The organism is Acinetobacter sp. YH16053, from assembly GCF_013417035.1.
GTDB lineage: Bacteria > Pseudomonadota > Gammaproteobacteria > Pseudomonadales > Moraxellaceae > Acinetobacter > Acinetobacter towneri.
Map to the genome: position 1 here is coordinate 1 of NZ_VPEP01000030.1, position 13,966 is coordinate 13,966.

16 protein-coding genes and 1 pseudogene are annotated in these 13,966 nt (G+C 35.4%); 1 reads left to right on the plus strand and 16 read right to left on the minus strand.

Annotated elements, in window-relative coordinates:
• Window positions 1–158: 158 nt before the first annotated feature.
• The 16 genes from FTV43_RS13430 to FTV43_RS13505 form a co-directional block, all read right to left on the minus strand.
• Window positions 159–464: a hypothetical protein gene (locus FTV43_RS13430; RefSeq protein WP_179995707.1), complete on the minus strand. Its 306-nt coding sequence runs from the start codon at window positions 462–464 to the stop codon at window positions 159–161.
• A gap of 53 nt (window positions 465–517) precedes the next feature.
• Entirely contained in the window at window positions 518–1,120 is a 603-nt protein-coding gene (locus FTV43_RS13435) for a hypothetical protein (protein WP_179995708.1), read from the minus strand.
• 65 nt (window positions 1,121–1,185) lie between these two features.
• Window positions 1,186–1,872 carry a hypothetical protein gene (locus FTV43_RS13440; RefSeq protein WP_179995709.1) on the minus strand — a complete coding sequence of 229 codons (687 nt, stop codon included), beginning with the start codon at window positions 1,870–1,872 and terminating at the stop codon, window positions 1,186–1,188.
• Between the two features lie 37 nt (window positions 1,873–1,909).
• Window positions 1,910–2,302 (minus strand): surface-adhesin E family protein, encoded by a 393-nt coding sequence (locus FTV43_RS13445; RefSeq protein ID WP_179995710.1) that lies wholly within the window; start codon window positions 2,300–2,302, stop codon window positions 1,910–1,912.
• Window positions 2,303–2,379: 77 nt separating this feature from the next.
• A complete protein-coding gene (locus FTV43_RS13450) occupies window positions 2,380–2,943 on the minus strand; it encodes a hypothetical protein (RefSeq protein ID WP_179995711.1) in 564 nt (187 codons plus the stop codon).
• A gap of 20 nt (window positions 2,944–2,963) precedes the next feature.
• Entirely contained in the window at window positions 2,964–3,428 is a 465-nt protein-coding gene (locus FTV43_RS13455) for a hypothetical protein (protein WP_179995712.1), read from the minus strand.
• Between the two features lie 115 nt (window positions 3,429–3,543).
• Window positions 3,544–4,632 carry a PD-(D/E)XK nuclease family protein gene (locus FTV43_RS13460; protein WP_179995713.1) on the minus strand — a complete coding sequence of 363 codons (1,089 nt, stop codon included), beginning with the start codon at window positions 4,630–4,632 and terminating at the stop codon, window positions 3,544–3,546.
• A 5-nt stretch (window positions 4,633–4,637) separates the two neighbouring features.
• Entirely contained in the window at window positions 4,638–5,579 is a 942-nt protein-coding gene (locus tag FTV43_RS13465; RefSeq protein WP_179995714.1) for a hypothetical protein, read from the minus strand.
• 112 nt (window positions 5,580–5,691) lie between these two features.
• Window positions 5,692–6,498, minus strand: a complete 807-nt coding sequence (locus FTV43_RS13470) for a DUF4431 domain-containing protein (protein ID WP_179995715.1) — start codon at window positions 6,496–6,498, stop codon at window positions 5,692–5,694.
• Between the two features lie 61 nt (window positions 6,499–6,559).
• Window positions 6,560–7,771 carry a restriction endonuclease subunit S gene (locus tag FTV43_RS13475; RefSeq protein ID WP_179995716.1) on the minus strand — a complete coding sequence of 404 codons (1,212 nt, stop codon included), beginning with the start codon at window positions 7,769–7,771 and terminating at the stop codon, window positions 6,560–6,562.
• The gene (locus FTV43_RS13480) at window positions 7,771–9,339 is read right to left on the minus strand and encodes a type I restriction-modification system subunit M (protein ID WP_179995717.1); all 1,569 of its coding nucleotides are present in this window, start codon (window positions 9,337–9,339) and stop codon (window positions 7,771–7,773) included. Before FTV43_RS13480 ends, FTV43_RS13475 begins: the two co-directional genes overlap by 1 nt.
• A gap of 475 nt (window positions 9,340–9,814) precedes the next feature.
• Window positions 9,815–12,010, minus strand: coding sequence for a YfjI family protein (locus tag FTV43_RS13485; RefSeq protein ID WP_179995718.1), 2,196 nt, complete (start codon window positions 12,008–12,010; stop codon window positions 9,815–9,817).
• Window positions 12,007–12,336 (minus strand): hypothetical protein, encoded by a 330-nt coding sequence (locus tag FTV43_RS13490; protein WP_257224120.1) that lies wholly within the window; start codon window positions 12,334–12,336, stop codon window positions 12,007–12,009. Before FTV43_RS13490 ends, FTV43_RS13485 begins: the two co-directional genes overlap by 4 nt.
• A 58-nt stretch (window positions 12,337–12,394) precedes the next feature.
• Window positions 12,395–12,646: a hypothetical protein gene (locus FTV43_RS13495; protein ID WP_179995719.1), complete on the minus strand. Its 252-nt coding sequence runs from the start codon at window positions 12,644–12,646 to the stop codon at window positions 12,395–12,397.
• 2 nt (window positions 12,647–12,648) lie between these two features.
• On the minus strand, window positions 12,649–12,861 hold the full coding sequence (locus tag FTV43_RS13500) for an AlpA family transcriptional regulator (RefSeq protein WP_179995720.1): 213 nt from the start codon (window positions 12,859–12,861) through the stop codon (window positions 12,649–12,651).
• 91 nt (window positions 12,862–12,952) lie between these two features.
• Complete coding sequence (locus FTV43_RS13505) at window positions 12,953–13,735, minus strand: hypothetical protein (protein ID WP_179995721.1); 783 nt, start codon at window positions 13,733–13,735, stop codon at window positions 12,953–12,955.
• Window positions 13,736–13,900: 165 nt separating this feature from the next.
• Between FTV43_RS13505 and FTV43_RS16195 the strand changes: the two are divergent.
• A pseudogene (locus tag FTV43_RS16195) lies at window positions 13,901–13,966 on the plus strand (helix-turn-helix domain-containing protein); the annotation flags it as partial.

Sequence of the window (13,966 nt, forward strand, 5' to 3'; positions counted from 1 at the left end):
GTGTACATAGTGCACTAGGTTATGTGCCACCTTTTGATTTTGAAGCAATGTACTATGATAAAATTAATCCGTTAGGTCAGGTGGCCTAACTTAAATAAAAAGTCTCCGACAAACCCGGTACGGTTCATTGTTATATCAAACTACTTCATTAAGTAGTCTCAGTTCGACTTTTTATACATATTAATATATGTGTTATATGCTTCTTCACTGGCTATCTTTGCGACTTTTTGAGAGAAGTTATAAAGATTTTCTTTTGTATCAGCTCTATATTTTAAACTTTTCCTAACTGCAACAAATGCAATATCAAAATACTCATCTGGATGAACCCCATCATTCACTGCCTTCTTTATTGCCTCTCGTGCAATTTTTACTTGTGTATCATTTTCTATCAAAAAATCAGTATCTGATGCATAACTAGGGTTTATAATAAAACTCATAATGGCTAAAAATATATATTTTTTCATTTGATACTCTATGATTTACTTTAATCTCATTTTAGAAAAATAATTATTAAAAATTATAGTTCTTCCCAAAAAACAGAATTAGATTCTTTGCTTGTTAAGGATTTTGATGTGTTTAAAGGTATTGTTTCTTCATAATTAGCTATATTATTGGTATAAATGAATGCCTGCTTATTTTTATTCCACTTAATAGAATTAACGCCATTATAATTCAAAAATTCATGTATATCATAATGATTTCTTGACATAAACATTTCTTCGTAGAGTTGATAATTCTTAACAACATGATCAAAGCCACCTATTTTATTTTGAAATAAAATATTTAAAGTTCCATAGTCATTTTCTTTAGAGTCATTACTAGGATAAATTCCTTTTACTAATTCACAAGTAACATTGTAGGAGTTGATAACATAATCTTCCAATCCATCTCCATTAATATCACCAGTGCGAATAAAACCATTATCAAATGTTAGTCTTGGCGATGAGCTACCAGCTTCAGATGCTTTTTCATAACAAGCATTGATAATTTCTTCTTGAACAACTTTTAAAACTTCTGCAGGAAGTGTATTTAAAGGCTCACTATTATTAATGATAGGTAATTTAGCAAATGATTGAGAGCAATAAATAGAAATAACACTAAGCAGTAATATTTTTTTCAAAATCTTCCCCTGATAAAAAATCAAATATAATAGGGGGCGACTTACCCCCTAGTACGCAAAATATCTTACGATTTTACTTTTTTACATACTTCTGCATTCGAGGATGAAAAATCTAGTGCAAAAGAATTTGAGCTTCCGCCTGAACCTGCAGATTGAGACCAGATAGCGTAAGTGTTCTTTTTACCTTTTTTAGATAAGAGATAAACTTTATTAAAATTGCCAGCTCCCATTTGATTTTCACAAATTTTCTTATAAGTAATTCCAGCTTTCTTTAAAGAGTTAAATGGTGTGAAATCACAATTTTCATGAGTTGATCCAAAACATATACTTGAATCATTAGAATTTTTTGCCAAAACATATGGATAGAATTCAACTGAATCAACACCAAACTTTCCTTGAGCCTCTCCACGCAAGGTCACTAGCCATGGCATTTCATAGACACGTTTATCTAAGAAAGTGCTTTTTACACCATTTACGTTCCCACGATATATCGCTCTACGAGTTGAATAAATCGTTCCATCATCGTAGCGTTTAGCTTCTACGTACTTACTATCTAACCATTTAAAACTGAGATCATTTGCATTTTTAGACCAATCCACTGTTTCGCCTACAGAGGGGATAAATTTCAATATAACTTGACCTAACTCTTGGGATGGCAAAGTTTGTAGGGATGCTGGACTTACACGAATTACATCAGCAGTTGAAATAACAGGTAAGGCTAAGAAACTAATTAATAAAATTTTTTTAAACATTATTTATTCACTTTAGACTATAAAAAACAAGTTAGAATTAAGATAAGCAAATCAATTGAAACAGTGACTTTTCAACTGTCCCAAAATTTATGGAAGCAAATTTAGTGTGTGGTGTAGAACCACCACCCATCAATTTTCCTGTGTTATCAAAATGAAATGTCGTAGATGTTCTAAATTGTGAATTACGGCAATCAATTAAATATTTTCTTGCACTATAAGAAGCTCCATTAATTCGTCTAGGACTTTTATTGGTGTAATGTTCTTCAACCCAAATTGAATATTTCGACGCCCCTACAGACTCATATTTAGCTGTTCGATAAAACTCGCTCCCTGAATCTATATTCATACGAATCATCTTTTTAGGCTCTTTTGCAGAAGCACTGAGAGTGCATAGCAGCAACAATGACACCCCTATTAATATTTTTTTCAAAAACCCGCCCTCATTATTATTAAGATATTGATTATAAGGTAAATATCTATATTAAATATTCAACTTTAGATGAATTTTCATTTTTCAAATGATCTACATTTAACAGTACCTATATCTGACTGGACACAATCATTAGGCACTTCAGAGCACACTACACCATACGTTGCGAAATAACATTTCTTTGGTATAAAGCGCTGGCATACTGACACTGTAGTCATACAATCACTATCAGAACCACATTGACCAAATTTAGTCATTTGACCTGAGATACACTGATTGAGATTCCGATATTTATTGCCAAGGTTGCTTTGCTGTCCACACGCACTATGCATATAAATTGGGATAAGTGATTTTTCTAGAACTTTTTGCCATTCGCCGTATATCGGTCTACTTTGTGAATCAATTTCAATCTCTCGATACATATTTTCCTGACATCTAAAATCATAGAGATGTCGCTCATAGAATTCTTCGGTATACCAATATTTAGAGATATGAACTCTTGGCTCACCTTCAACTTTTGGAGGTACTTTATTTACAAAATATTTAACATTATCAAGATACAGAATCCTTTCTTTCTTGAATTCTGTGGCATAGAGAAAGGGCGAAATACTAAGAAACAGTAAAATTAAAAATTGACGCATTTTATATACCAAATAAAGTATTAATCTTCTTTGTAATAGATCTGAGCATTTAAAGTCTTTAACTCAATTTGAGGTTTACCGTTATATTCACTCACTAATCCTTTAACACATAGATGTTGCCCTATAGGTGGTAAATCTTTCTTTTCTACTTCTCCCCAAATCACGATACTAAAATCATGATTTGGATATCTATCACCAAAATTGATAAAGGCTCCCTTACGTGTCACTGCTTTTTGAGTAACCTTCCCACAAATTTCCTTATGTTTACCAACGTAAAATCTTGCAAATGATGTAGATACTTCTGGGAACCAACCTTGATCAAGCATATGTTCGACACCATCTGAATCAACATATACTTGATCGATAGATGATGCGGTATCCTTTTTCAATATTGCTAAGTGGTCTTTAAAGAAGTAAGCACTTCCAGCAAGGATCAATAAAATAAAGATGATCCATTTTAATTTCGTTTTTTTCTTAAAGCTCATTTAAACCATTCTCGATGTTTTTCTTTGGAAAAATCACATTAAAATTCAATTTCATAAATTATTGTCGCACAGATATCTGATATAACCCTCATTTATCAACATCTGATTTTTACTTTTATCGCAACGTAATTTCTATTTGATTTAACAATGTTGCTTTTTCAAGTATTAAACTTTCAATAGCCTCAAATGTATGTTCTGGTGAATACCAATAAACACAAAGCCACTTTTCAGCACCACCCTTATATTTTTCAGTCTTACAATCTAGATAACGTGAATCATCATGGCATTGTAAAATTTCAAGTGCCTGTTTGTACAACGCTTCATCTAGATTAAGAATATAAGTCGTGACTGCAAATACCGTTTCACCATTCTTTTCATGAATATATAAAGTGGTATTACTGGTATTACCCCATGCATGGTTATAAAAACGGATACCGCCCCAAGACTCATATTTATTATAAGATTCATATGCATCAATAGATTGATTGAGCGTTTGGCTAATTTTTTCAACCACTTCTTTAATGGTATTGGTCTTTACTTTCTGTAACTCTTGAATCTCTTGATAATGATCAAGAATAAATTGCACACGGTTCATATCTAAGTTCTGTATTTTGTAATAGCTTTCAAGATGAAGTAGGAATTCACGAGCAAAGAGATTCCACTTATTCATGGGATGATTCAGCATCTGCTCAGCCAAATATGGTCGTACTGCATTCACCAATTGTTGATAGGAAATACTATACCAATTCTGTGCTTCACTTTTCCCTGAAATACTCAGAATTAGACCTAAAATTTCTTTCTTTTTTGCGCGAGTCTTTGCATATTTGACATAGTCATTAAATGGATTGTTTTGGTGATGATATATCTTTGCTTCGATAAGTAGCAGATGCGAATCCGTTTCCATCATCAGGTCAATACGATTACCGCTATGGGTTACACATTCACGCTCTAATCGTTCAATCTGACCAATTGAAATGTCTGTATCCTGCTTGAGTTCAGCCTGAACGACATCGGCAAAGCCTTTCCAAAAGACATCTCCCAACTCATGCGATTCTTGCGGATTTAAGAAGAACTCTAATAGCTCTGTCGTTGGGTTTTCATAGTGGTTACGGATCGCCGTGTCAAAGAAAGTCTTTTCACGAGGTTGTTGTTTAAATTTTTTAGCTTGATCTAAAAGATGCTGATATTTAACAAATAAGTCCATAGATTCTATTCATATTGTTTTTTAATTGAATCAAACTTTAAGACAATTTTTTGATCAGCAGGAATAATCTCTGTGTAATCTGTATTATATTTTTCCCCGAAATAGCTCACCTGAATTGGATAATATTTTTCATTATTATCAATCACCTGAATTTGACTATCAAAACTATAATGCAATGGAGAATCTTCTTCATGATTCCCCCCATTATCTCCTGCCTTTTCAGCTACACCATAAGCACCTATAAAATCATCTTCAGGTAAATGAATAACATTCCATGAGATTGAAGTTTCACCCGTACTGCTATAGCCACTTTGGTAAAAACTACCAATTAAGTTTTTTCCGATAGGTTGCATATTATTTAAAATTTCTTCGCGATCTAGATGTACACGTCCATAACTACCACCAAACTCTTGGTCTTTATGTGTGATACTTACGACTTGATACTGACCATTTTTAAGTTTTTTAAAGGTATATAAATCAGCATTTCCAACACATGCATGACAACTCACAACACTGCCGTTATCCATGATCTGAACTTTTTCAATAATCACCAAGAAACGTGCATCACCTTCGACATTGCGATAGTTAATAATAGGATGCATCAATGCAACGGTATCCTCTCCAGACTCATTCGTTGCCCCTAGACCAATGAAATTCTCTGTTGCTAATTCATCTTCATTGACGTAGACATTACGCATATTATCTTTATAGAAAAGTCGCATAATTTCTTTAAAACTAAGCTCATTTAAACGAGCATCTACTAATTCTTGGCTCAGAAAACTAGATTTTCTAGATTCATTGGATTGTTCAGTCGTTTTGGGTTGAGGAGCTTCTTTTATAGTCGCCACGTTAGTATCTACATTTTTATTCTGATAGGACACATAACCAAACGCACCTGCGCCACCCAAAACAATACCAGCCACCCCAATTAACCATGGATTTTTCATTTCACCCTCTCATATTTTGATTTTAAAAATAGTATAAAAAGACCAAATTCTCTCAAGAATTTGGCTTTAAAATTTAAACAAACACCAGCTTAACAAGCCAAATTAAACACGTTTAATTTCTACATTTTCCTGCTTGACCTGCCACAACATTTTTAGCAGATACAAGTTTGGATAAATCATGAAAACCTGCTTCTGCGTAGAACAGGTCATATCCTTGAATGGTCACTGTTGCCTTACCCTTTTGTGAGCAGTAGCCTCTTGGTAATTGAGCATTCAAATTGAGCTGTTTTCTTGCCGTTTCAAAATTACTAAAACAGAAATACGGCTTACGTGTATCGCCATTTGGTCTAGGAATTAGTTTCGCTGTCGTAGCATCAGGTGTGAAACAAATATTGTCACTGTCATCGAATTCATCATTCGGGTTATAAGACCTTGTATATGTGCCCGTTAAAGTGACTTGCCCTTTATAGTATTTAAATTCATCATCGGTTTTATATAGACTTAATCCCAATTTAGCAGTTGTCGTATTTGCCGTAGGTACGGTATGAGATACATATTGAATTGAATCTAAGTCACACAGCACTTTCGTTGTATGGTGTGCTGTTTCCGCTCTAAATAATTCCGCACATTTTACTTTTACAGCTTTGCCTTCGTTCTTAAATAGTGATGAGTACACCTGAGAACTACCACCTACAATTTGAATAAGCTTGGTTTTGACTAACCCTGCTTGCCCATCTACATCCACTTGCTGATCAAGTGATACAGCAATTTGAACTTCTTTGGCAAATTCAGGATTAAAATGCTGACTTTTTATTTTTAATAATTTACCTGTTAATACAGCAGGCTCACCATAATAAAATGTCTGTGCTTGGCAGAACATTGGCACTAAAGCCAAAGTTGCGATGAATAGTTTTTTCATTTTTTACCCTCTATAAAATACAAAAAAGCCAAACCTCGCTATAAGATTTGGTTTTAAAAACTTATACAAACATCTGCTGTAACAAGCCTTTTTTCCACTGTTTGGCTTGTTCAATTTGCTGAGTCACGACTTCAATTTTTTGATCGATTGCAGATAAAAAATTAGCGATTTTGGTTTGTTCTTCTTGGCAAGGAACCTGAATTTCCAAATTAGATAAATCTTCCTTAACAAAACCTTTGATGGAAGTACCTTGGTTCATTTCCAATAAATACGGCGTTAAAGACTTAATTAGATATGCAAAAAATATTGAGTTTCCATCTGTTAAAGCTAGGCTTGTAAAATCTTGGCTAGTACAAATTTCATGTGGTGTAATTGCAACTTTACCGACACCAACACGAGAAACAATCAAAATGCTATTTGCTGGCACTAGCTTAGTCGCCGATTGATTTAAAGCATTTTCAGAAATAAATCTTGATATATTGATTTTAAAAATGCTTTCTTCAACTAGATCTGAACTCGATATCCAAGGAATAGAACCTTGCCAGAATTCATTATTTTCTTTTGAGGGTGTTCCCCCACCAATAAATTTACCTGTTTGCCCTAAAGTCGTTTCCTCCCACTCACCAAACTCACTACCATCATCGGCTTTAAAACGAATCTGCTGACTAAACAGCTTTTGCATCATGCCCTGTTTATATTGGCTCAGCAGTTCATGTTTTTGGGTCAGTTGGCTGATCTTTTCATCCACTTTGGATAGAAAAGAAGCGATTTTTGTTTGTTCTTCTTTGGAGGGAAGCGAAATTACTAAATTCTGTAAATCGGGTGTATCTAACTTACCAGCACCAATTCCCGTTGAAGTCACTTTATTTTGGATTACGTTTTCTTTAGCACTCAACGATTGAAAAAGGAAATCAGAAGTTAAATTTTCTTTAGGCTGAATACATTTCACATCTTGGTTAAAAGCAACATCACCTAATGTAATCCCCATAGGAATTTTATTAAATAACATACTTCCACGAACAAGAATTAAAATTGAATCCTTAGGTGCAAGCTTAGATCCCTTTTGTAAACCTAATTTTGTTATTTTGACATCGGACTCGTACAGCTTATTAGTGTGCATTGATGCACCACTAATTAATGGAATATCACCATCCCAATATGCTTCATTATCTTTTGATGGAGTTCCACCTGACGACCAAGCTGTAACATTTACCAATTTGTCTTGAATTAAAGGACTATTAAATTCTTTAAAGCGTAACTGAGGTGAAGCCATTACTTCACCTCCACAAATGGTGAATCAATGCCTAGCTCTTTACAAAAATCTGCAATCACAGCATCAGTTTTTTGGCTTTCTACTTCTAAGGCTTGAAGCTGTTTGGCAATCGTATCTAAATCAATCTCAGCTTCGGCTTCAAAGGTATCCACATAACGAGGAATGTTTAAGTTGTAATCGTTGTCTTTGACTTCTTGCAAAGTGGCAACTTTGGCATATTTCTCAATATTCTGACGCTTTTCAAATGCACTAATAATATTATTCAAATGCTCAGGCAATAACTTGTTTTGGGTCTTTTGCTTTTCAAACGCATTGCTGGCATCAATAAACAAAATATTGTCTTTATGCTCACGGTCTTTTTTTAGTACCAAAATACAGGTCGGAATAGACGTCCCATAGAAAATATTGGCAGGTAAACCAATGATGGTATCAATCACATTCATCTGCTCAATGAGGTATTGACGAATCACGCCCTCACTTGAGCCACGGAATAAAACGCCGTGGGGCAAGACCACTGCCATCGTACCGTTTTCATCTAAGTGATGAAGCATGTGCTGAACAAATGCCATATCGGCTTTAGAACTTGGTGCAAGTTTGCCGTAACTGCTAAAACGCTCATCTTGTAAAAATAACGGATCGGCTGACCACTTCGCTGAAAATGGAGGATTCGCCACCACGGCGTCAAAACGTTTATCGAGATGCTGAGGACGGATTAAGGTATCTTCTTGCTTAATGTCGAACTTAGCAAAGTGCACATCATGCAGAATCATGTTCATACGTGCCAAGTTGTACGTGGTACGGTTCATCTCCTGACCGTAAATCATATCCACATCTTTGACTTCACGCTTCACACGTAACAGCAGTGAACCTGAACCACACGTCGGGTCATAGACTGAACGTAAACGCGCTTTACCTTGCGTCACAATCTTGGCAAGCAAGGTCGAAACCGATTGCGGTGTATAGAACTCGCCTGCTTTCTTTCCTGCACCAGAAGCAAACTCACCAATCAAGTATTCATAGGCATCACCCAATACATCGGCTTCAGTATTGGAAATATCAAAATCAATATCATCTAAATGACTAAGGACTTTTGCCACTAACTCATTACGGTCACTCGCCGTATTCCCCAACTTACTTGAGTTGAGATCCATATCTTCAAACAGGTTGGCAAAGTCATCTGCTGAGTCTGAACCTAAAGTACTTTGTTCAATGGCTTTTAAAGTCGCCGTGAGGTCATCCAGAATAAACTCTCCCTGACGACCACGTTCAGCTAAAGTATGGAACAGTTGCTTTGGTGTAAGTGCATAACCCACTTCGCTAATGGCATTCTTTTTAATTTCTTCGATATACGGCGCATGCTCGGCATTGTTTTCATCAAGCTCTAGAAAGCTGATGTCTTCGCCGTCGAGTAGCTCATTGGCAAAATTGACTGATTTTTCAGACAGATATTTAAAGAAGATAAAACCCAAGATGTAGTCACGGAACTCATCCGCTCCCATTTTCCCACGTAAAGTATTTGCGATATTCCAGAGTTGTTTTTGGAGTTGTTGGAGCTGTACTTGGGTCATGAATCGGGTTCCACAATTTATTATGTATATATCAGTGGGATATAGTAACGTTTATCTCTAAATGAGCAATGATGCTTTGGCTGAATACGACTAAAAAAACAGCATACCTACGATAAATATAAGCCTATATATTGCTTAGCCTAAAATGTACTGTGATAGTGACGTTTTTAGCTCTTTTTTTTGAAAATTTATAGTGCCGTTTTCTTTAATTATTTTATATTTTTCATATACTTAAATTTTTATAATTTTAAAAAAACGGCATACCATTTTTCACTTTTTTCAACCTCAATTACTCTGCCTATAAAATTAGAATCATACATATTTTGTCATTCAAAAATCATATATCCATCCTGCTATCACCAAGCATTGTACAAAAGTAAACTCACTACCTTTTATTTTTAAATGTGCTAGAAATATGCACCGACAAAACTGACAAAACTCAGTTGTGTCAGTTTTGTCGGTGTACTCAGTCATATTATTTAAAAATTTTCGGATTGATTTTATAGAGAATCGTTGGTCGACCTCCCCGTACCGTCGACTCTATTTCCTGAATCCTTAACCAATGATGATCCACAAGTATGTCGAGTGCTTCATTGACTGATTCAATATCCGTTAAAGACTTCCAATTTTTACGGTGCACATCTCTCGCTTTAAAGCCATTTAAACGCCATGAATCGCTTTCATTTAAAGATTTAAGCTTCTTTGCAAGTAAACCTGCCTTAAAGGATGAAGCTTGTAGTACAAGCCCATAAATACGCCGTGCATGACTCTCCAAATACTCACACCACTGTATCGCCATTTCAGTACTTCGTTTGCTGATCCCACCTAGACGACTACCTAATTGCACACCATCGACCAAATGAAAAATCAGTGCCAATGACGGCATCAGTTTTCCATACTTGGTTAAATGTTCTTGAATAATCGAATGCTCTTCATTAGGAATGATCTGCCCATTCATTTTCTCCGACCATGCCTTATACAGCTCCTGAGCTTCAGACGTAAACCTGAAATAAGGACGGCTATTAAACTCATCTGACGGTTGTGCACCTAGCCTAACCAACTCATGCTCATTCAGCTCATCAATCGCTTTAAATAAGCTGAATACCGCATTTCTAGCCTCCTTATCACTGGCTTGATCTACATACTGCCAATCATAAATATCAGGATAAATGAGCAACTGAAACCGCTGTAATAAGCCATCATTGCCCATTCCCTTAATGGTCTTTTCTAGATAACTCATCAACTTATCTGGCTGTATTCCACCAAGTACAGACAAACAATGATTTTCAATAAGTCCTGAACCACGCATTACCCGATCAAATTGATAACAGCCTGTACCATTCCAAGCTTCCAAATAAAAAGCACGACCTGTATCAGTATCATTTTGATCTAAGGAACTCAGCCATCCCACCAATTCATCACGAACAACCAAAATACCGTTCGGATTGCTACGCTCTAACTCAGCAAGGGCTTCTGGTGTCGAGTCATTGGTGAAATATCGTTTTAATACAGGCTGTGTAGTTGCATCTTCCTGCAATCTGGCAATCTCTAAAGCAACCTTTTTCCTTTCCTCATCTGAAGTTGCCTTGGTGAGTTGCTTAGACAATTCTTTTTCTGTCGCCTTTGCCACAAGATCGTTTGCAAAACTTTCTGCTTTTGCTTCTTTAAACTGTTCCTGAGCTTGAATCACTAAACGATCTAAATGCCGTGTCCCTGCCTTAATTGCTGGGCTTTTTTTACTACTTGGCGGTGCAATAATGCCACCCCATAAGTTGGGCACTAAAGCATAGTCATCTAACTGCTTAGGCTTTATTGCAACTCTCGCTCCAATCAATGCACCCAATGAAGTTAATAAGCAAACAGCAACAAAATCAGGTGTCATATTGTCAGCTCGTTTTGCTTCATCTCGACAATACACATCTAGATCAAGAGGCAACATATCAGACGTTAAAGGCTTTACAGGCAATAATTCAGATTTAATGTTTAAAGGTTCTTCCCATACATCCCTAATCTCATTATTGAGAGCGATTGCCTGATCTAAAAAATATAAAACCTCTTCTGTTAGATCATACTGAGATAAATCTATAGAGTACTCATGCGTATATTGATCAATGATACGAGCATGTGTGTTGTGCTCTATATCCTCTATCAATCGCTTATACTCTGGTCGAATCGGCAAATAAATGTATCCATAGCCTGCTTGCTCCAACTGATGAATACACTGCTCCACTTGCGTAAAATCTGCCGTGCCCAGCTCAGGTAAATGACTCGAGCATAAGTGAGGTAAAATCACTAAAACTACGGCGTAACCTGTTTGAGCAATCTTAAAGAATGCCTCCAAACCATAAGTCACAATAACAGGCTGATCTTTTTTAAGTTCGCCGTAGTATGCAAAGCCATAGGCTACGCCATCTGGTATGACTTGAACACGTTTGCCATTCTCTAAAACGGCACATTGGATCAACTCTAAACACCCATTTACGATAGGCATATTTAAAGGGTAACAAATCTTACAGCCATTGATATCAATGCTATAAGGATCAAAATAGAAAGGCTGATCAGAGAAGCCAAATCTCTCAAAAATTTCATTATTTTCAAGATCTTTAGGGTTCTGACTCAGGACACTATTTGCTATAATTAATTTCGGATCTAAGGTGGTGGCATTCGTCATAATGTCACCGCCTTTTTATTTGCGGAATCGCTAGAAATAGGCACGATGAATTGTGCTCCTTGTAGTTTATAAGAAGCTTTACCAATCACGACCAAATGATGGTGGCAAAGCTGAAAAGGGTTGGTCGACAGGACTACAAGGTTTCCTGCACACGCAAGCGTGTCCCTCTCCAGCTTCACCATAAAATGCGAACGCATAGAGATATTACGCACAATAACTCTGCCGAGCTGTACGCCTTGTAAGTTATAGCCGACCAAAGCTAATTCATCTGCTTTTCGATGAACGTGCTTAGCATAAGCAGGTAAACCACAGCTTGCAAGAAGCAACAGTGTGATAAACCATATAGAGACAAGCTTAATGAAGTTTAAGAGGATGTTTTTCAATCTATTTCACCTCAGTAAATTCAAGTGATAGCTGAATTTTCTCTTTCAAACTGTCTATTTTCTTCTTTAAATATGGTTTACGTATTTGCCCCTCATGACGTAAAGTTTTAGCTGCTATGCTTGCCCAATGTGAGGAGAAGCTATATTCAAGATAAAGCTGATTAAGCTGTTCTTGGAGTGAAATTGCAGGGTAAACGTTCCCCTTAGCAGGATTGATAAATCCTGCTTTTTCTTGATTACTATGTTGTTGCATTATCAAGCCTCAGCAATCGCATTGGCTTTTTGCTTGTTATGCCATTTCATTAGATCGGCATAATCAAAATAGACTGGTGATTGTTTAGATTCACCCATTTTAATTGGGCGAGGAAAAGTAAGGTCAGTTCGAATAATATGTCGTAGTGATTCACGACTAACATCTAAAATTTTGCAAACATTTTTGAATTGCACACGCATTGGCTGAATAGACATAAAAAAACCCATAGATACATAAATATGGGTTCATTTTGTATAACGTGAATCTTTGGGTAAAACACGTTGCTAGCAAACTACCTAAAAAAATTTAGGTTTGCTTGCGTAACCACCGCTTTACAGTCGACTCTTTGATATGATCTTTTTCATCAGCTAGATCATGATTAATTTTCGTTAATATAAAATCTATAAATTGAGCTTTATTTTTCCATACACCTTTTCGATATTCATTTAGCACATAGTCTTTTTGAGGTTTTTCAGCTAAAAATAATTTTACATTTTGTTTATATTTATTCATTCGAGCTCGAACACTCTTATACTCATCCACCCCTTTAAATGCTGGCAATAAACGATAATAAAAATCAAAATACAAAGCCACTTTGTGAATTTCTATATCTTTAACATCTGGTTTAAACAATTCTATTTCAATCACTTTTAGGAAGTGAACAGCTATCAAAATTCTGAATAAATACTCAACATGAACAGCCAGATTTTGACTAAAAATATATTTATTAGGATCACCTAAAGATTGAAGGAATTCAGATTCTTTTTCTAAAATCTGCTCAGAAGCATCAGATTCGAAAACAAGATCAAGCATAGGTAAATAAAAATCTAAATTACGTCCTAAATACTTCTGTAAATCATCTTCCAATAATTGCTTAGTTCTAATTAGCTTGTATTGCTCCGTATAGACTAAAAGTCCAATCTGATAACTGAATGTTTCATCATTTTGACTATTTAATTTCTCTCCATGTTTTTGAGCATATTTTTTTTCGATTGTATTTGCAATTGACTCACAGTCATCAATGGCTGACTTAAAGTATTCAAACATTTTTTGAATACCTTCTTTTTTTAGATTGATTCCTAAAAACATAAACATAGCGCATTGACTTACAAAAAAATAAAGGCATAAAAATATAAACTATATTTTGCTATATTTATTATTTAAAAATCACATATTTTAAATATTAAAAATCAATAAGTTGACAAGAATAACTAATCATGCGAAAAAGTTTTTTTAGTTAACAGATGTTCACACATGCCTCGAATTGTTTCTGTACCACTTAGTTTAGAACAGCGAGAACGACTCATTTTTCTGGCCAAG